The following is a 17,918-nucleotide window of genomic DNA, read 5'->3' on the forward strand; positions in this document are numbered from 1 at the left end:
GACATTGTCGGAAAGTCTCGGGGATGGTCAAGTTAGATACGTAACTGCTACCATAATTGATACGACCGATTCTCAATGAGCTTACAAATGATGGAACTCGAACACGACCCCGCCTTCTGCAAAATCGAAGAAGCCCTCGAGGAATTGCGGGCGGGCCGGATGATCGTTCTCGTAGACGATGAACATCGCGAAAATGAAGGGGATTTGGTCATTGCGGCCGAAAATGTCACCCCGCAGAGCATCAATTTCATGATTCGCCATGCCTGCGGCCGGTTATGCCTGGCCATGTCGAAAGAGCTCTGCCAGAGGGTCGGGCTCGATCTGCTACCGGGTGTCAATCTCGATCCCTCGGCCACCCCGTTTACCCATAATTTCGATGCCCGTTACGGCATAACTACGGGAATTTCCGCCTTCGATCGCGCACAAAGCATACTGACAGCCATCGACGATAAATCCACTCCAGCCGATCTGGTGAAAGATAAAGGCCATATGGACGGCCTGATGGCCAAGGAAGGCGGCGTTCTCGTCCGGGCGGGGCACACCGAAGGCAGTGTCGATCTGGCACGGATGGCGGGCTTCAAACAGGCGGCGGTCATCTGCGAAATCATCAAAGAAGATGGCCATATGGCTCGGGTACCCGACCTCAAGGAGTATTGCAAAACCCACAATTTGAAAATGTGCACGATCGCCGAACTGATCCGTCATCGTCGCAGTCGGGAAAAACTGGTTAAACGAGAGATTTCGCTGAAATTACCTACAGAATTCGGCACCTTCGACCTCTTCGGTTATTCCTCGATCGTCGATCCCGAAACCCACCTCGCTTTAACAGTGGGAAATGTCGGCACTGAAATCGATGGCACGGTTACCGAACAGACTGAACCCATTTTAGTTCGGGTGCACAGTGAATGCCTCACGGGAGACGTTCTGCATAGTGCCCTGTGCGATTGTGGTTCGCAGTTGCATTTCGCGATGCAGCAGATTGTGAAAGCCGGGAAAGGCGTTCTGCTATACATGCGTCAGGAAGGCCGTGGCATCGGCCTATTGAACAAGATGAAAGCCTACAAACTCCAACAGGAAGAGGGCCTGGATACCGTTGAAGCCAATCAGCGGTTGGGCTTCCCGGCCGATCTCCGCCACTACGGGATCGGCGCTCAAATCCTTTACGATTTGGGCGTCAGGCAGATCCGTCTTCTCACCAATAATCCGAAGAAAATCATCGGTCTGGATAGTTATGGTTTAAAGATTATCGAACGGGTAAAAATTGAGTTGCCGCCGAACATCAACAATCGAAAGTATCTGAACACCAAGAAAACCAAACTCGGCCATTTGCTGGAAGAAGTGTAACACCTCTTCCAGCGGCTTGGATTTTTATCGGTTCGAGGATTCGTCCAGCAACGTATCGACCTGGACCGACTTCCGTTCCTGCGTGCTCGCAATATTGTCCTGATTGCCGATCTGGTAGACCACTTTATCCGATTGCATGGAACTCCAGCTTTTTGCTGTCTTGGTGCGGAGTTCCACTCCCCCCTTCAGCAGCACTTCCCCGGTACCGGCCAGGATACTCAGTTCCTTGCAGGAGCCTTGAATATCAGGCCCCTGGAAGTGAATTTCCCCATGAGCCGTCAGCTTTTGCAGGATTTCCGGGGCGGGGCCGCGGTTGCCGTGGTTATCGATTTTAATGTAGCTCTCAATCTGATCGATATTGATCGCATCGGCCGTGACTTTCATCAGGCACTTATTCGTCGAAATATTCCGGATCTCGAATCGTGGTTTGCCATCACCCAAAGTCACGATTAACTTCATGCGACTGGTAGCTTCCGCTTTCCGGATCGGATTCTTATCGGGGAGAGAATTCGACTTCTCCCCTTCCCGCGCGGGAATGTTCGTGGGTTTGATAGTCGAGATACTTCTTGGCGGAACTTCCGTTTCCACACGCTGGGGTTTTGGCGGTTGCACATCAATGGGCCGTTCGATCACCATTGGAGTCTTAACGGGTGCGGGAGTTGGTAAAGGGGCAAGTTCGAATTTTGGCTCGAGTTTGAATTCCGTGTTCGGTGCTTCCACTGGAGCCGGCTTGGGTGCGGGAGTCAGGGGCACCTGGATCGGATCAGGTTTTTTCTCTGCAGCTGGTTTTGCTTCCAAGGGAACTATCGGCGGCAAATCTGCATTCGGGACACTACTATTCTTCGGCGAATCCAAAGGTGGTTTGGGAATATCGAATTCTGTAGGTTTGGGTTTGGGAGTTTCCGGCAGGTCCAATCCTTTGTTCTGGGGCTCATCAATTCCCTTAATCGGGGGAGGAATTAGCGGAGTAGTCTTTTCCTCCGGCTTGGGCAAAGACTTTTCGGGAATAGACAGCGGCGGTAGAGTCGCTTCGGCCAACTTCAATGGAGCCGCGGGTGGTGGGTCGATATCAAATTTAGTTATGTCGGGAATTGCCAGCTCGATAGGAGTCGCTTTCGGTGTATCCAGCGGAGCGTTCGGAACTTCCAAAACGAATTCTTTAACTTGGGGCTTCGTCGGCTCCGTACCGGGTTCGGGCACTGCCGGCAAATTTTTCGCGGGTTCCGACCCACTCAAGAGTTCGGGCAACTCGGCCGGCGGTTCAGTGCTCGAATTTTTCTTCGGCTTATGTAACAGCGTTCCAGGCTCTTGGGCACAAACGGTCAGCCCAGCCACGGAAAAGCTCAGGCAAAATGCCAGGGTCTTCCAGCGGTTCGGAACCATATTTCTCTCCATTCCGGGGGTAACTAATCCAACCCCGAAAATTACCAAGGAAGAGAATACTGGTCTACCTCAAGTGAGAGCGGGCAAATGCAGCCTGGGCAAACTGGGATTCCTGGGAAATTTGAGACTCCTCAAAACGAAAGGATTTAGCGAATCCACTCCTCCAGGAGTTCTTGGTTCGATAATTTCAAATTGTCGAGAACCAGGCGGATCATCTTTTTACGATCGTCATCATTCATCGAACCATGCGGTTGCCCTTCTTCACGATTCAGGCGAATCAGCTTCAGAGCCTGCTCTTCGGCTAAGGAATCGTGATCCAGGGCGAGTATCATCACTAGCCGGTATCGTAACGCTACTTCTTCCGAAGGCCGCAGTTCAACGATATGTGAGATATTTCTCTCGATGACCTTGAGACGTTCCGCCCGCAAGGTTTTTGATTCCTGAATGAACAAAAACAAGGCCTCGAGCTGCGAGTAGTAGCCGGCTAGATTCTGCGGATCTTCATGGATGGCTGCCAAAGTTTGGCCCAGAATTTTTTTGGTCATCTTCGCGGCCTGCTCCTGATCGCGAATCATCAGAAGATATTTCCAGTGTATTCGCCCCCAACGAGCCTGCTCGAGCATCAGGCTGGCATTATGCGGGTCGTATTTCTCCGCCCAGGATAAGGGCTCCAGAATCTTCGATATCAGAAAGGTATCTGTTTTGCGAATGGCATCGACCTGCGGCACATCGGTGGAGATTTTGATGTCCGTCGTCAGGCCGGGCAGCAAAATGCTGGCCCGGCGGGCTTCCCGAATTGCGAGATAGATCGCCCCCGTCGGAACTAAATTCGTGAAGAAATAAATCCCCAGCGCCGTCAGGAGGACGGAAATTCTCGTCCAACGCAGAATCGGGGCCACCGCTTGTTTTTCCCTTGAAGTGAAAGGGGACATCAGGCCGCCGAGAAAGACCAGTAACATCAGCCAGCGAACCGAATAGCCGCCGGGAAGGAAAATTGAAACGAATAGGAGGCTGATTGCGAATTTCAAAGCCCTGACAAGCGAATCCGAATCAAAGCGAATTCTCTGAACAACGAGGTAAACTATTACCCAGAGCCCGAGTTTAATCATTGCGAAGAGCCCCAGGCGGAGATACTCATCGGGTGGCATCTCCGCTGGGAGATCGATGGCTTTAAGAATCCCACCAATTAGTAGCCCGAGAATTCCCGCAACATACATATCCCAGTTGAAGGAATTGGACCCCGGCAACTCCGCAGGGGTAACAGGCAGCCTTACTCGCAACCAGCGGGAGACGAGCCAGCAGAACACCAAACCACCGAGTATTCCAGTCGCTCCCCAGAATTCTGCAAATCCAAAAGTACTGAGAGGTGTGATGGGACCGCGCGAAACACCCGAAAGAGTGGGAAGATGGCCGGGAGTTCGCAACTGGCCAAATGGCAGCCATTCAAATGGCTGCATGGGAAACAATCGCACGATCTGAACGACTAACAGGGTAGTTAGTAGTAGGAAGGCGATTACACTCAGACGTCCCGGCTTGCTTCTCCCTCGCAGAAGGACACAACCTGCGAAAAGGAAGCCTGCCTCCACGCCAAGCCAATTGAGTGCCGGATTTTCGGGCAAATTTCGCCAGGCTTCAAACTCATCATCCCCCACAAGGGGCGAAGTCCCGGTGAAACTCTTAACCATTTCTGTCGGCATTTGAAATTCGGACGCGACTAGCGGGTAGATCTCAAATACCGTTTGCACCAATACCACGGTAACCAGAGTGACCAGAAAGTTTCGCTGGATGGTTCTATTCTCACTCAGCGTTCTTGCCATCAGGAACAGCAAAATGGCCAAGAACCAATCGGCACTATGCAATAATCCAGGGCGATGGTACGTGTCGAATGCCAGAGCATTGATCAGACCAAATAAAGCCACGCAGATGAGTGCGGCTCCCTGCCAGTTCATCAGCCGGTGTCCGTAACCCGAAATCGCACCCCCCACGGCGGCCATGGTGGCAAAGCCGATCAGCAGTAAGCCCCAGACCTCTTCACTGATACCCGATTTCAAGCTCAATCGCCCCGGATCCATACCCGGCAACTGAACTCTTGCCACCAGGAGGGCGGCGAAAATGATGAAAAAAATCCGGTCTGCGGTCCAGTGATAAGCGGGGGCAATAGCCCCGATGTTATTGGCGGGTATTTTTGGTTGTTTACGCATATGCCGTCGAGCAGGGACGTGGAGGATTTCGCCAAATTCTATCGAAAAAATCTCTCGCGGGGTGTCCGACGGTTAAGATCGGAGTTTTTCGTTCTTCAGGAAGCTATCCAGCCAGAGTTTGTTCTCGGAATTCAGAGGGACAGGCGGGTCGTTTTCGTAGGAAATGGCACCAGGGAAATTTCCCAATTCGAAGCAGCGGGTGAAGCACATCTGAAGATCGACAATGGTATCGCGATCCTCCGCAGCGAGAGGGATTTTAAAACGCGGCAGACGCTTCGCCAGCGTTGAACCATAAATCTCCGGGTTATCCGGCTGATTCGCCCGAAAGGCCGTTATCGTGTAATCCCACTGATTCGCATTCGTCGGATTCCCTTGCCAGGGAAACTGCCCCTGCAGAACCAGATCGATCCAGACGACATTCGCTTTCGTTTGTAATGCCTGGGCGCGTTGCTGAAGGATCTGATTCCTGCCAATCGCCGCGGTTCGGTTCGTCGGGCTGACCATATCAATGAGCGTAACCAACCGATCGTCGTTGCGACTGCGAATTTCCATGAACGGTTCGTGATGTTCGATTTTCAGCACGGAAGTGAACAAGGGCTCTTCAGTCAGATAATCGCGCTGGGTCAACCGCGATCTGTAACGATCGACCAGATTGGGAAGAAGCATCTGGTAGAGGCAATTCATGAGTTGCTGCTGGAAGCTAGGCCAAAGTTTCTCAGCTTCCAAATAGGGATTCATACCGGGAAACGGTGAGGGCATCGCCTGGGATCTCCGTGGTTGCGCTTCGTCCTGATAACATCGGGAGACGATTTTCTCAGACCAGGTTCGGTCTGATCGCATTGTACCACGAAGTGAGGAGAATCAAGGGAATTTTTATGTCGGAACCTCAGTGCTTGAGCGAAGCAAATTCCGTTTCCCCGTGGCAGAAGATCTAGCTTTCCTGCTCTTCTCCGAGCGGATTTTTAGCAAAAATCCAGTCCTCGATCGGTTGGTTCTGAACCAGGTGCCGTTCCACAAATTCGGGGATTTTATCCGCCGTCATGTCGTGGTACCAATCCCCCTCAGGATAGACCACCAGAATGGGACCGTTGGAACAGACTCGGAGGCACCCGGCCTTCGTTCGAAAGCAAGCGTTCTCGGCCGTGCTCAGCGACAACTGCCGATCCTTCAATTCCCGTTTCAGCACTTCCCAGGCTTCCTGTCCTACCTCGGCGGAGCAACACTTTTCCCCCGCACACAACAGGACGTGACGGGAATAACTCCCGATACAGAGAGTTTTCGCGATCTTGGCCAGTTCCTGTTTAACTTCACTCACGGCTCGCTCCTGAACTTGCGACCACCCGTCTCAATATCTCGCCAAAGAGAAGAACAGAGGCGGTCCCCACAACGATTAATAGCCATTCCAGGCCGCTGAGAGGTTCCACATCGAAAATTGCACCGCCGTAATTGATGATGCTGATTTGAACTCCCAAGGTCATCGCCGAGATGCCCAGGAAAAAGGGGTTTTGAAACAAGCGATAGAATGCGCTTTCATTACCCGCCAGAGAGCGGCAGTTCAACTGGTTCCACAACTGGAACATTACATAAGTCGTGAAAAAAATTGCCACTTGCCGACGAGTGAATTCGCCAAAGAAATTCGAGGGGTTATCCTGGGACCTATAAAACAGATGATCGTACTTCATCCCAACCAGAAGAATCAGCATCGCCACGACGAAGAATCCGGCCGTGCCGAGAATCCGCCAGCGCATGGCCCGGGTCAGAATATTCGCCTCCCGGTGAATCGGCTTACATTTCATCAGTCCCGGGCGCGGCCGTTCGGAGCATAGAGCAATCGCGGCAAACGTATCCATTATGACGTTGATCCAGAGCAATTGCAGCACTGTGAACGGCGGCTTCACCCCGAGAAAAGGCCCGAGCAAAGCCAGTATCAGAGCCGACACATTGATGGTGAGCTGAAACTGCAGAAATCTCTGAATATTCTCGTACAGTGCCCTACCCCAGTGAATCGATTGGACGATGCTGGAAAAAGAATCATCCAGCAGAACGATGTTGCTCGCTTCCTTGGCCACTTCCGTTCCAGTGCGGCCCATCGCCAGACCCACGTCCGCCTGCTTCAAGGCCGGGGCATCGTTCGTTCCATCTCCAGTAACCGCGACGACTTGCTGCATCTCCTGCAACAGTCGTACCATGCGAAGCTTATCCTGAGGCTTCGCGCGGGCGAGAATTCGCAGCTTGGGCAATTGCGCTTTCAGCTGTTCGTTACTCGCCGCTCCAAACTGCTCTGAGGTCATCAGCAGGCTCTCGGCTTCCAGCAACCCGATTTCCTGACCGATTGCACGAGCGGTTTCCGGATTGTCTCCAGTGATCATCTTCACTTCGATACCGGCCACACGACACTGGCGGATCGCTTCGGATACATCGGGTCGAATGGGATCGCGAATGGCCGCGTAGCCATCGAAAATGAGATTGGAAAGTTCACCACTGGCCAGATTGCGGTAGAAACTTTCATCGCTGGGATCGGTGTTAGCAATCGTATGGGCAAAAGCCAGCGTTCGCATCGATCGCTGCGAATCGGCGAGCAGAGATCGTTCGATCCTCTCCATCAACGCCGGCGTAAGCTCGAGAATTTCCCCTTGCGACGACCGAACCCGATTACTGGCCGCCAGTAGCATCTCGGGAGCGCCTTTGATCATCAGGTGAACGACGCCCTCTAATCGGACCACGCTCCGCATATCTTTACGCTGAGAATCGAAATGCGTCTGATAGAGCACGGCGTGCTCTTCGCGAACTTTTCGATAATCGACCTGATTTTCTTTCAACCAGAGCAACAAAGCGCCTTCCGTGGAACTGCCAATGATACTCGGGTCGCCGGCAGCCGGGTCCAGATGTGCCGTGGAATTCAAGGCGGCATTCAGAACGATACGTTCGGAGGGTTGGTTCGTCGACTCGGGCGTCCAGACGTGATCGACGCGCATTTCATTGAGCGTGATCGTCCCGGTTTTATCCGAACAGATGACGGAGACGGAGCCGATGGTTTCGCACGCCATCAGTTGCCGGACGTGGCAGTTGGCCCGCGTCATTTTTCGCATCGCCAGGGCCAACGAGACGCTCACGCTCATGGGCAGACCTTCAGGCACGGCCACCACAACCACCACGACCATGTAGACGAAATATTCGAGTATCGCTGCCAGGCTGGCTCTCAAATCGGCACCAGCGAAGGAGAGTTTCCATTCCCCCATCAGGTAACCGCGAATCAGCATGGCCAGGAAGATGAGTACCGCCGCGGCATAGCCGAGCTTGCTGATCAAATCGGCCAAGTGGCTCAATTTTCGCTGCAAAGGTGTCTGATGCTTCTGAACGGTAAGCTTACGATGAACGCGAACTAGAGCCGATTCCTCGTCGAGCGATGAACCGACGAGCGATAATTGCCGGGCAATCTGGCCGATCATGGTCATATCGCCGACATCGGTGATTAAAACCCGTCCCACGCCTTCGACAACCTGAGTTCCCCGATAGACGCAGGCGGGATGCTCGGTTCCTTCCGCGTCCTCCAGATAAGTTCCATCGATTTTGGCGACGGGCTCCGATTCCCCAGTCAAGAGGGATTGATTGATCCTCAGATCCTGAGCCTGAACAACACGACCGTCCGCGGGAATTTCATCCCCGGCATGGATTTCAATCAGATCGCCGACGTAAGTGTCTTCCGAGGCTACGATGCCAATCTCGCCATTGCGTATGGTGCGGCATTTTTGTGAATCTTTACGCGCGTTGAGCAGATCGAATTCGCGTGCACTTTTCCACTCGCTGAAAAAAGCTACCCCCGTCGCGAGGATCACCGCGACCATGATCGCCAAGCCTTCGAAGGAGAGATGGCCGATCAGCGAACTTACCAGAACGAGAATTGCAGCCAGCACAAAACAGAGGACCGGCTGCAGAGCTTTAAAGCGCGGAAAGAAAACCAGGGCGACAACCAGCAGCGACAGGGAGAAGCCGATGGCCCCCCAGAGCAGAGAGCCCAAAAAAAGGTCGACGACGATCTTCAGTAGACTCGCCGCCAACAGAATACGGATGATCGGTTCATCGAACCGACCGACAAATTGTTTCCAGAGGGGTTCGCGTGGGAGGGGCGTCAGTCGGTTCAGCCCGAACTGCTGCTTACTCCGTTCCACCTCCTCGGAGGACAGGCCCCGCGATACGCAGTTAGGGAAATCGGACAGCAATTCCTGGATGCTTCGCATGAAAGCAGTCTTGCCTACCGTCAGGCAGTGCGAATCGGGAGGCTTGGCTCGCGCGCCGCCTCCCGATCCGAAGAGAATTAACGATTACTGTTCCATGACTTCCTTGGTCTTCGTCGAGGCAATTTCGTCGATTTTGCCTTCGTATAACTTGAGCAGATTCTGGATGTCGTCCTTGCCCTTCTTGACGTCGTCTTCCGACATCGTTTTGGCCTTTTCCCCATCGTCGAAGTGCTTGTTGGCGTCCCGGCGAATATTCCGGCAGGAAACCTTGGCGTGCTCGGCCACTTCTTTGATTTTCTTGGCCATTTTCGTTCGCTGTTCGCCCGACATCGTCGGAATTTGAAGTCGAATGACCTTGCCATCGTTGTTGGGAGCCAAGCCCAGGTCGCTGGAGCGAATGGCTTTTTCAATGTCCTTCAAACTGTTCAAATCGAACGGCTTGATCAGCAATTGAGTCGGCTCGGGCGCCGTGATGTTACCCAGTTGCTTGAGCGGCGTGGGAGAACCGAAATAATCCACCCGGATCGAATCGAGCAGCGCCGGACTGGCTCGACCAGTCCGTAGACCTTTCAATTCGTTTTTCAGCACATCCAGTGCTTTATCCATCCGATCTTTGGTATCTTTCTGAATTTGAGCAGCGTTCATTTCCGAACCTCAGGAGGCTTTTTACCTTATGTTTTGAGGATATATGTTCTGTTAGGCCCAGTCCATCAAACAGTAAGTTTACTTAATTTGAGACTTAACCGGGAAAATTCTTCTTTCCACCCGATTGCAGGTTCCGCTACAATAGTGTTAGTGAAATTCATTTCGGTAGGGACGCCGAACTTCGTTCGGAAGCCCGGATGACCACGCAAACACGATTAGCGGTCCTGTCGATCACTGGTGCACTTTACCTGGGTGCTCTGCTGATGCCGGTGACTACCGCCCAAGGCGTCGGGTTGAACGGGGCTCAACTGTTCAACCGAGGCTGGTCGGCCGTGCTCAGTGGCCATTATTTGCACTCTCCGACCGCATTGGCCATAATCACCTGGCTCGCTCACCCGTTTCTCTGGTTGGGCTATGGCTTTGTCGCCAGCGGAAATATGCGTGCGGCGGCCTTGTGCGGTGGAATTTCGCTGGTTTGCAGCTTCTGCCTTTTGCCTCAATATGCCCTTTTCCCTCTGCGCTACATCGGTTTCTGGTTGCTGAGCGGCAGCGCGGGTTTGCTCTGGTTTTTTCACTGTGTCATTCGGGATCTGGTTCCGCCCCGACAGAATGGATCCTGGGAAAACCTGGAAAATGCCTGGGCCACTTCCATGAGTTTCACCAAGTTTGATAATCGGTAGTATAATCTTTTGACTACTCGTCCGTGCAAAGCTGTCATAGACTTTCTTATCATGAACAAATCGTGAACCCCAGAGCGGTCCGTTTCGTAAAAGGTTTAGCAATTGGCTCGTGTCGAAAATACTGATATCGACCTTAGCGATGAGGACCTGCTAACGCGTCTTCGTAATGGCGAGCGCGATCTATTCGGTCAACTCGTCCGGCGTTATCAGAGAGAGTTATACGCTTATCTGGTTCGTTACACGGGGGATGCCCAATTGGCGGAGGATGTTTTCCAAAACACCTTCCTCCAGGTTCACCTCAAAGTTCAGCAGTACGAACCGGGTCGTCCTGTGCGTCCCTGGCTTTATCGAATTGCTACGAATCAGGCGATCGACTTGCTTCGAAGTGTTAATCGCCATCAGGCAGTGAGCCTGGAACAGACGCAGTCTCCCACGGGCGACAGCGTAGTGAGTCTCCTGGAGTTGATTCCGGAAACGGAAGATGGGCCGTTTGAGGCCATACAACTGGAGGAAATGCGAAATCTGGTTCGCCTGGCAATTCGCCAGCTGCCAGAAATGCTTCGCGGTGTTGTGCTTCTGGCTTATTTTCAGGAATTGAAATATTCGGAAATTGCCGATATACTCGAAATTCCTGTTGGTACTGTTAAATCACGGCTGCATAACGCTTTAAACCGTTTGCATCAGATATGGGTTGAGAGCCAAACTCCCGAAGAAGGCTCAAAGGAGATGCCGGTCGAACGACCGGCAAAACCTCTAGTAGCTAATCCCCGATAAACGCTATGAATGCAACAGAATCTGACTTGCTGGGTTTTCTGATCCGGGCGAATGATGCCCAGACGGATAAAAATGTCGAGGCAGAGATCAAGGAAAATTTATCCGCCGCCCAGAAGGTTCACAAGCTCCGTCGCCTCATCGAACCACTGGAAAGTATTAGAGAACAGGAAGAAACGCCTGATCACTTATATCTAAAAACAATCTCATTCGTGGCGGCTCACATTGCTGCGGAAGAAATTGAACGACGGGAATCCGAAGCTAATCTACGCCCGGCTCTGACCTATTCCAATAACAGCTCGACATTAACCCGCAGCCTGATTTTCCCGTCACAGGATGGGGCCACCGGCTCCACAATGCAACGCCGGAGTTGGTTCGCCGGTCTGGGACTGGCCGTTGCCTTATTGCTCATCCTGATTCCCGCCATCGGGAGCGTTCGAGCCCAGTACCGCATCCAGTCGTGCCAGAACACCCTTCGGGAAGTTCACTCCAGCCTGCTGGAATATGCCGACACGCACGATCACAAGTTTCCTCTGATGGATACTGCGGATCCGGATAAGCACCTGATCAAACAACTGCAACACGCCGCGATTCTGCCCGATTCCTACGTCAAAGGCTGCGATCCGGAAGGGGGTAAGTTTGATTACGCCTACTCAATCGGCTACTCGCAGAATGGAGATACCAAAAGTCTGCGACTCGACGATGGGGAGCATATCCCCTTGCTGGCCGACATCTATGATTCGAGTCTGAACACGGCCAAAAATCACAAACATGGCCAGAACGTGCTATTCATCGGTGGGAATGTGGAATTCTGTAAAACGCCGTATCTGTTTGTGGGTTCCGAAGTACCCGACAACATTTACTTCAATCGCCTGAACCAGTTGATGCCCGGGCTGGATCGCTTCGATAGCGTACTGGTTCCCAGCGAAGAACTGCCCTGATCCCGCGCTCTTTTATTGGACCCCCCTTTTCAATCGCCCTTCTTCAGAACATATTTTCGGAAACTATTGATCGTTCTCTGGGCCGCTTCCAGGGAATCGGGATAGGGAAACACTTCCGCCGAGAGGTATCCGGTATAACCGATTTCATTCAGTGCGGAAACGATCGGCATATAGTCCATGTGCCCCAGTCCGGCCGGTCGACGATTGCTATCCGCAAAATGGACGTGACCAATCCACTTCCCGGCATCCCGAATAGCTCCATGGATCGTGGTTTCTTCGATGTTCATGTGGAACAAATCGGCTAGAATTCGGACGTTCTTCGCTCCGCAGGTTTCCAGGAAAGCAACCGTTTGCACCAGTTTGTTAAGCAGATTGGTTTCGTAGCGATTCAGGGGTTCGTAAAAAAGTGGTTTTCCCTGAGTCTGAGCGTAATCGCCCAGCCGGACCAAACTCTCTCCAAGCCACTCCAGAGCGGTTTCCCGGCTAACGCCGTCGCCCCATTTGCCCTGCATGGAGCCGAGTATAGTCGAAGCCCCCAGACCGGCCGCCTTTTGAATAATCCCCTTGATAAATTCTTCGGCTTTGCGACGGTTTTCCGCATCGGGACTGGTCAAGGATAGTTTGCGGAGTGCCCAGCCGCCTCCCGAACCGACCGTCGAGAGTTCCAGCTTGTGTTTTTTGAGCAGCGAGCCGACCAGTTTATCGTCGAAGGCCTCCGCCGAGGCCGGGAAGAGTTCAACCGCATCGTAGCCGAGCTCTTCGGCTTTTTGCATCCCATCTTCCAGGCCGTTCCAGAAAATGAACGGAGCCCCTTTTAATTCCGGCATCAGACAGATGGTTACACTGCTTTTCATCGTTAAACTCCCGAGAAAATTCTCTTGAGTTTAAGTATGAATCGCATCGTAAGAAGACAGTGCAATCGGTCCGAAGATCATGACCGGCAGCCAGGCCGCGAGTGTGGGGGAGATGTAATCCGCGTTTCCGAGAAACTTACAGGCGAATACCACGCCGTAAAACATGGCACTGGTCCCCAGACACATAGCCGTACTGATGAAGACGTGTCGAGTTTGATCGCGAAGAATGATTGAAAGGCCGATCATCACCAGTAGCAAGCCGATGATCGGCCGGGTAATTCGCATGTGGAACGTCACGGCAAGTGGAGCATTCTTGCGATCATCGCTGGTTTGAAGGGTTTCATAGATTTTCGAAGTCGAAAGAAAGTCGGCCCATTTCGAGCGTCGGGTGATCGTCTCAAAAGTCACTTCCTTCGTCATCAGAAAATACTTCCCGCTGTCGAGCCAGACCAGCATCGGCGGCCGATTCTTTTCCCCTAATTCCGGCGGGTTGGTGTCGTTCAACAGCCAACCGCCGGGTTGATTCGGCTTGGGCTCGATGTAGATGGCGTTAGCGGCCGAAAGATGCATCAGGCTATTGGTGGAAGATTCCGGAATAGTCACGTAAAAGAAATTGACTTTGGATTCCTTGCGATTCCCGGTGATTCCTTCAACGTGCACGCCGTTGACGTCGAACATTCCCTGCACGAGTACGTCCTTGATGCGATCGATGTCGTCCCGGTCGGCCTGCAAGGCGTTAGCGACGATGGGAATTGGCAGTAAAAATTCCTGCACCAGCGAGCCTAAACTGATGAAGACGCAGGCGCATAACAAAATCGGCCGGATCACGCGGCGGGTACTGACGCCCGCCGAGAGCATGGGCAGAAGTTCGTTGCTCTTCTGCATCCAGGCCACCGTGAACATGGCGGCCAGCAGGGCCAGCACTTCCGCGAGTCGATCGAAGTACTGCACGATGCGAAAGCCGTAATAGGTTCCAATGCGTCTGAGAGAATCGACGAAGTCGTTGGCTTTACCGGTGAAATCATCGAGGTTGGTGAACAGGTCCACGATGATGTAAAGACTCAAAGTACTAATCAGGCAGATGAAATATGCCCTGACTACCGTGAGAAAAAGCATCCGATCGAGAATGCCGATCATGGCCTGGATTCTCCCTTACTGTCCGCTTTTCGCCTTTGACCGGGCTGATATTTTTCAATCATGTTGTAAATCATGTCGTCCGCCGTGGTACAGGCACAATCGCCGAATCCGGCGGCTTTGAGTTCCCGAACGGCAGCCCCCTTCGACCAACCTTCGTACTCCATCCGATAAATCGCCGTCAGTTCCCCGGTGCGGTGCAATCCGGCCGCGCAGTGGATCAGGACTGGGTAAACTTCCGGCTTATCGAGCAATTCCAGATAATCGTCGATGACTCGCGGCCGCGTTCCCTCCGGCATCTCGCGCGGAAAGGGATCGAAGGTCAGGAGTTTGAAGTCCGCACCCTCCTCCCGGCAGACCACGCTTTCCGGCGTTTTGGTCCAGCGATCGAAGAAATTATTTGGCAGCTGAGGATCGGGATTTTCGTGCATCAGATTGATGACGGTTTTGATTCCGTGGGTGCGAATGACTTTGCGCAGTCCGTCCGCATCCAGAATGGCCGAGCGATAAAAGCGACCAGGCGTAACGACGTGAAAGCGCTTGGTGGTCTCGAAGTGCGCGCGATAATAGATGGCCGGCAAGCCCACCACACAAAAGGCCGCTATCAGGCCCAAGCACCAGCGCAAAAACCCGGGCATCCTTGCCTCCGACACCGTATCGCTTCGAACGAATTCCATCAATGATTATAATGCCCGGCGAACGCGGTTCACGCAAGTCCAACCGGGTCTAATGCAAAACTGGGAAAATTGGGCCAACGACGCAACGGACGTTGCGAATTGCTGAACCGCCGCGCTCCCTGGCGATCACTTCTTCCAGCGCGGTTTGTACCCGTCGAGATAATCGTGAATATTCTCGTTATCCAGATTGATGTATCCGAGTTCTTTCAGTTCCGCCATCGCTTTTTCATTCGACCAATGTTCGTATTCCATCCGATAAATCGCACAATATGCCCCGGTTCGATGCGTGCCGGCAAAGCAGTGAATCCAGATCGGATAATTCTTGGGATTATCCAGAAGCTTTAAAAATTGATCCACGTTGGGTTGAACTTCGGGTTCCTGCCCATTTTCCCGGCCCCAGGCTCGGGGGGTGAGTTTGAGGTAGTTCAAACCCATCGAACGGACCAGATTTTCTTCCGCATCGTACTGAGCCGTCGATGCGCCCGGCCGGGCGTCGCGAAGGGAAATGACCGATTTGATTCCAAGTTCTTCAATCGTCTTCTTCGTCCGCTCGAGGGAGGCCTGGCCGCTGCGGTACACCTTGCCTGGGACCAGGACCCGGAAGTTGCGAATCTGCTTGAGATTATGGCTGGCATAGGCGAATGGGCCGCCGATGATCACGGCGACCAGAAGCAGGCTCAGCAGTACTCGAATCGATTGGAAGAACATAATATGGGGACTCCGTTCCCCTTCGTCGAAATCCTTTTCAAGAGGAGGATTCTAGTCGCTAGTCCCCGGAAACGGAAGAGCTAATTTGATGAGATTCTCACAAGAATTTTTTTCAAAAAAATTCACTTTCCACCGAGCAGATATTCCAGTATAGCTTTCTGCGCGTGCAGACGATTACCAGCCTGCTGGAAGACGACACTGGCCGGTCCTTCGAGTACGCCATTACTGATTTCCTCGCCGCGATGCGCCGGCAGGCAGTGCAGAATCCGAACGTGCTTCGGTGCTTTAGAAAGCAGTTTTTCGTTCACCTGATATGGCTCGAAAGTTTTCAGACGAATCTCGCGCTCCGCTTCCTGTCCCATGCTGGTCCAGACATCGGTGTAGATCACGTCGGCATTCTTCACGGCTGCTATCGGATCGTTGGTCTCCACGATATCCGCATTATTGACCTTAACGGAGAGTCGCTGGAGGAAATCTTTTTCGAACTCGTAGCCTTTAGGCGCCGCCAGAATGAACTTCATATTCATCTTGCCGCAGGCGACCGCCAGCGAGCGGGCGACGTTGTTGCCGTCGCCGACGAAAACGACCGTCTTCTTATCTAGCGTGCCGAAGCACTCTTCAATCGTCTGCAGATCGGCCATCGCCTGACAGGGATGCGAAATATCGGAAAGGCCGTTGATGACAGGTACGGAAGCGAACCGGGAGACTTCGTCGCAGGTTTCCTGCCGGAACACTCGAAGCACCAGACCGTTCACGTATTGCGACATGGTGCGAGCAAAATCGGCGAGCGATTCCCGTTGGCCCAACTGAATTTCCGAGCCAGGGATGAAGATACTCGTTCCGCCCAATTGAGCGATACCCGCTTCGAAGCTGACTCGGGTTCGTAAGGAGGGCTTTTCAAAAACCATGCCGACGACTTTTCCGCACAGGCTATTCGGATCTTTACCCTCTTCGTGCGCTTTTTTCAGACGGGCCGCGTTGGTCAGAAGATCCCGGAGGAGTTCGGGGGGATGGGGCATCAGGTTGAGAAAATGTCGCATCGGAGCATCTCGGAAAAACGAGAATAGAAACAAATAAAATGACCCGCCGAATCGCGGCGGGAGAAAAGGATTATACGAATCTCTAAACTTTGTGGTTCAGAATGACTTCTTCCATGATGAAGCATCCTTCATCAATTTCCGCATCCGAAAGGGTAAGAGAAGGCAAGAGTCTCAGTACCGTGGAGTGCGTGCAGTTGATCAGCAACTGCCGTTTCAGGCACTCGGCGACTATCGGCGCTCCCTCGCAGCGGAGCTGGACGCCAATCATCGTTCCTTTGATTCGCAATTCTTCGATCAGCGGAGACTTTTTCTGAATTCGGCTGAAGTGTTCCCGGAATCGATCGCCAATAGCGTTGGCCCGTTCCAGTAAGCCATCTTCTTCGATAGTGGCGATAGTGGCCAGAGCCGCCGCACAGGCTATGGGATTCCCGCCGAAGGTGGCAGCATGGGTACCCGGTTTGAGTTTTTCCGCCACATGGGGTTTCGCCAGGAGGCCGCCTAGGGCAACACCACCGGCGACAGCTTTCGCCAGCGTCACGATATCAGGAATCACGCCCCAGTGCTGGTGTGTGTACCACTTTCCGGTTCGCCCCATGCCGGTTTGAACTTCATCGAATATAAGCAGCAGCTTATGCTCGTCGCACAATTTTCGCAGACCGGCCAGATAGCCTTCGGGGGGCAGGTTGATCCCGCCCTCCCCCTGGATCGGTTCCAGCAGGATTGCAATAGTTTCACCATCGATCTTACTGGCCACGGCCTGCAAATCGCCGAATGGACAGTACACGAAACCCGGCAGCATCGGCTCAACGCCCTGATGGTATTTCGGTTGAGCCGTCGCACTGAGCGAACCGTAGGTGCGCCCGTGGAAACTGTTGAGCATCGTGATGATCTTGTAGCGATTCCCGCCGGCCGGACCGGTGCCGTGCCCATTCAGTCGGGCCAGCTTGATGGCCGCCTCATTCGCTTCAGTTCCGCTGTTGCAGAAAAAGGCTTTTGCCTCAAAATCGGTACGAGTTGAGAGAGCTTCGGCCAGTTCTCCCTGCGATTCGGTGTACCAGGTATTAGGAACGTGAATAAGGCGGGCGACCTGCTCCTGTACAGCTTCTACCACTTTCGCCGGGCAGTGCCCCAGGATACCACAACCCCAGCCGGGAAAGAAGTCGAGATAGCGGACCCCTTCGGCATCCCAGACGTGAGAACCTTCCCCCCGTACCAGGCAGACGGGATAGCGATTGTAATTGCCGATGACATATTTTTTGAACTGCTCAATAGTATCGGCAGAGGATTTCACTGCAATCATGG

At 53.1% G+C, this 17,918-nt stretch carries 16 protein-coding genes; 4 read left to right on the top strand and 12 right to left on the bottom strand.

Annotated features, from left to right (window positions below):
• The first annotated feature begins 87 nt into the window (after window positions 1–87).
• Window positions 88–1,344, top strand: coding sequence for a GTP cyclohydrolase II (gene ribA, locus KIH39_RS12305; RefSeq protein ID WP_246539674.1), 1,257 nt, complete (start codon window positions 88–90; stop codon window positions 1,342–1,344).
• Between the two features lie 24 nt (window positions 1,345–1,368).
• Here the strand turns inward: ribA and KIH39_RS12310 are convergent, their stop codons facing one another.
• From KIH39_RS12310 to frr, 6 genes are all read right to left on the bottom strand, one after another.
• Window positions 1,369–2,727 carry a hypothetical protein gene (locus KIH39_RS12310; RefSeq protein WP_213499840.1) on the bottom strand — a complete coding sequence of 453 codons (1,359 nt, stop codon included), beginning with the start codon at window positions 2,725–2,727 and terminating at the stop codon, window positions 1,369–1,371.
• A gap of 146 nt (window positions 2,728–2,873) precedes the next feature.
• Complete coding sequence (locus KIH39_RS12315) at window positions 2,874–4,928, bottom strand: hypothetical protein (RefSeq protein WP_213499842.1); 2,055 nt, start codon at window positions 4,926–4,928, stop codon at window positions 2,874–2,876.
• A 72-nt stretch (window positions 4,929–5,000) separates the two neighbouring features.
• Window positions 5,001–5,687: a DUF4058 family protein gene (locus KIH39_RS12320; RefSeq protein WP_213499844.1), complete on the bottom strand. Its 687-nt coding sequence runs from the start codon at window positions 5,685–5,687 to the stop codon at window positions 5,001–5,003.
• Between the two features lie 172 nt (window positions 5,688–5,859).
• Window positions 5,860–6,243: a (2Fe-2S) ferredoxin domain-containing protein gene (locus tag KIH39_RS12325; protein WP_213499846.1), complete on the bottom strand. Its 384-nt coding sequence runs from the start codon at window positions 6,241–6,243 to the stop codon at window positions 5,860–5,862.
• Window positions 6,236–9,166, bottom strand: coding sequence for a calcium-translocating P-type ATPase, PMCA-type (locus tag KIH39_RS12330; protein ID WP_213499848.1), 2,931 nt, complete (start codon window positions 9,164–9,166; stop codon window positions 6,236–6,238). Before KIH39_RS12330 ends, KIH39_RS12325 begins: the two co-directional genes overlap by 8 nt.
• A gap of 84 nt (window positions 9,167–9,250) precedes the next feature.
• Window positions 9,251–9,811: a ribosome recycling factor gene (gene frr, locus KIH39_RS12335; protein ID WP_213499850.1), complete on the bottom strand. Its 561-nt coding sequence runs from the start codon at window positions 9,809–9,811 to the stop codon at window positions 9,251–9,253.
• 197 nt (window positions 9,812–10,008) lie between these two features.
• Here frr and KIH39_RS12340 point away from each other — a divergent pair, with 197 nt between their 5' ends.
• The 3 genes from KIH39_RS12340 (at window position 10,009) to KIH39_RS12350 (ending at window position 12,203) form a co-directional block, all read left to right on the top strand.
• Window positions 10,009–10,491 (top strand): hypothetical protein, encoded by a 483-nt coding sequence (locus KIH39_RS12340; protein ID WP_213499852.1) that lies wholly within the window; start codon window positions 10,009–10,011, stop codon window positions 10,489–10,491.
• A gap of 102 nt (window positions 10,492–10,593) precedes the next feature.
• The gene (locus KIH39_RS12345) at window positions 10,594–11,265 is read left to right on the top strand and encodes an RNA polymerase sigma factor (protein ID WP_213499860.1); all 672 of its coding nucleotides are present in this window, start codon (window positions 10,594–10,596) and stop codon (window positions 11,263–11,265) included.
• Between the two features lie 5 nt (window positions 11,266–11,270).
• Window positions 11,271–12,203, top strand: a complete 933-nt coding sequence (locus tag KIH39_RS12350; protein WP_213499862.1) for a hypothetical protein — start codon at window positions 11,271–11,273, stop codon at window positions 12,201–12,203.
• Between the two features lie 29 nt (window positions 12,204–12,232).
• On the opposite strand, the gene KIH39_RS12355 is transcribed toward KIH39_RS12350, so the two are convergent.
• The 6 genes from KIH39_RS12355 to KIH39_RS12380 form a co-directional block, all read right to left on the bottom strand.
• Window positions 12,233–13,057, bottom strand: coding sequence for a sugar phosphate isomerase/epimerase family protein (locus KIH39_RS12355; protein ID WP_213499864.1), 825 nt, complete (start codon window positions 13,055–13,057; stop codon window positions 12,233–12,235).
• A 30-nt stretch (window positions 13,058–13,087) separates the two neighbouring features.
• Entirely contained in the window at window positions 13,088–14,194 is a 1,107-nt protein-coding gene (locus KIH39_RS12360) for an LptF/LptG family permease (RefSeq protein WP_213499865.1), read from the bottom strand.
• On the bottom strand, window positions 14,191–14,829 hold the full coding sequence (locus KIH39_RS12365; protein ID WP_213499866.1) for a tyrosine-protein phosphatase: 639 nt from the start codon (window positions 14,827–14,829) through the stop codon (window positions 14,191–14,193). The genes KIH39_RS12360 and KIH39_RS12365 overlap by 4 nt, the downstream gene beginning before the upstream one ends.
• 165 nt (window positions 14,830–14,994) lie before the next feature.
• A complete protein-coding gene (locus KIH39_RS12370) occupies window positions 14,995–15,576 on the bottom strand; it encodes a fused DSP-PTPase phosphatase/NAD kinase-like protein (RefSeq protein ID WP_213499867.1) in 582 nt (193 codons plus the stop codon).
• 122 nt (window positions 15,577–15,698) lie between these two features.
• On the bottom strand, window positions 15,699–16,616 hold the full coding sequence (gene argF, locus KIH39_RS12375; RefSeq protein WP_213499868.1) for an ornithine carbamoyltransferase: 918 nt from the start codon (window positions 16,614–16,616) through the stop codon (window positions 15,699–15,701).
• Window positions 16,617–16,698: 82 nt separating this feature from the next.
• Window positions 16,699–17,916, bottom strand: coding sequence for an aspartate aminotransferase family protein (locus KIH39_RS12380; RefSeq protein ID WP_213499869.1), 1,218 nt, complete (start codon window positions 17,914–17,916; stop codon window positions 16,699–16,701).
• Window positions 17,917–17,918: the final 2 nt, after the last annotated feature.

The sequence above is a fragment of the Telmatocola sphagniphila genome, from assembly GCF_018398935.1.
Taxonomy (GTDB): domain Bacteria; phylum Planctomycetota; class Planctomycetia; order Gemmatales; family Gemmataceae; genus Telmatocola; species Telmatocola sphagniphila.

Bases quoted from the DNA above. Each gene is read 5' to 3' on its own strand.
- ribA (WP_246539674.1), top strand. From the start codon at position 88: ATGATGGAACTCGAACACGACCCCGCCTTCTGCAAAATCGAAGAAGCC.
- KIH39_RS12310 (WP_213499840.1), bottom strand. From the start codon at position 2,727: ATGGTTCCGAACCGCTGGAAGACCCTGGCATTTTGCCTGAGCTTTTCC.
- KIH39_RS12315 (WP_213499842.1), bottom strand. From the start codon at position 4,928: ATGCGTAAACAACCAAAAATACCCGCCAATAACATCGGGGCTATTGCC.
- KIH39_RS12320 (WP_213499844.1), bottom strand. From the start codon at position 5,687: ATGCCCTCACCGTTTCCCGGTATGAATCCCTATTTGGAAGCTGAGAAA.
- KIH39_RS12330 (WP_213499848.1), bottom strand. From the start codon at position 9,166: ATGCGAAGCATCCAGGAATTGCTGTCCGATTTCCCTAACTGCGTATCG.
- frr (WP_213499850.1), bottom strand. From the start codon at position 9,811: ATGAACGCTGCTCAAATTCAGAAAGATACCAAAGATCGGATGGATAAA.
- KIH39_RS12340 (WP_213499852.1), top strand. From the start codon at position 10,009: ATGACCACGCAAACACGATTAGCGGTCCTGTCGATCACTGGTGCACTT.
- KIH39_RS12350 (WP_213499862.1), top strand. From the start codon at position 11,271: ATGAATGCAACAGAATCTGACTTGCTGGGTTTTCTGATCCGGGCGAAT.
- KIH39_RS12355 (WP_213499864.1), bottom strand. From the start codon at position 13,057: ATGAAAAGCAGTGTAACCATCTGTCTGATGCCGGAATTAAAAGGGGCT.
- KIH39_RS12360 (WP_213499865.1), bottom strand. From the start codon at position 14,194: ATGATCGGCATTCTCGATCGGATGCTTTTTCTCACGGTAGTCAGGGCA.
- KIH39_RS12365 (WP_213499866.1), bottom strand. From the start codon at position 14,829: ATGCCCGGGTTTTTGCGCTGGTGCTTGGGCCTGATAGCGGCCTTTTGT.
- KIH39_RS12370 (WP_213499867.1), bottom strand. From the start codon at position 15,576: ATGTTCTTCCAATCGATTCGAGTACTGCTGAGCCTGCTTCTGGTCGCC.
- argF (WP_213499868.1), bottom strand. From the start codon at position 16,616: ATGCGACATTTTCTCAACCTGATGCCCCATCCCCCCGAACTCCTCCGG.
- KIH39_RS12380 (WP_213499869.1), bottom strand. From the start codon at position 17,916: ATGATTGCAGTGAAATCCTCTGCCGATACTATTGAGCAGTTCAAAAAA.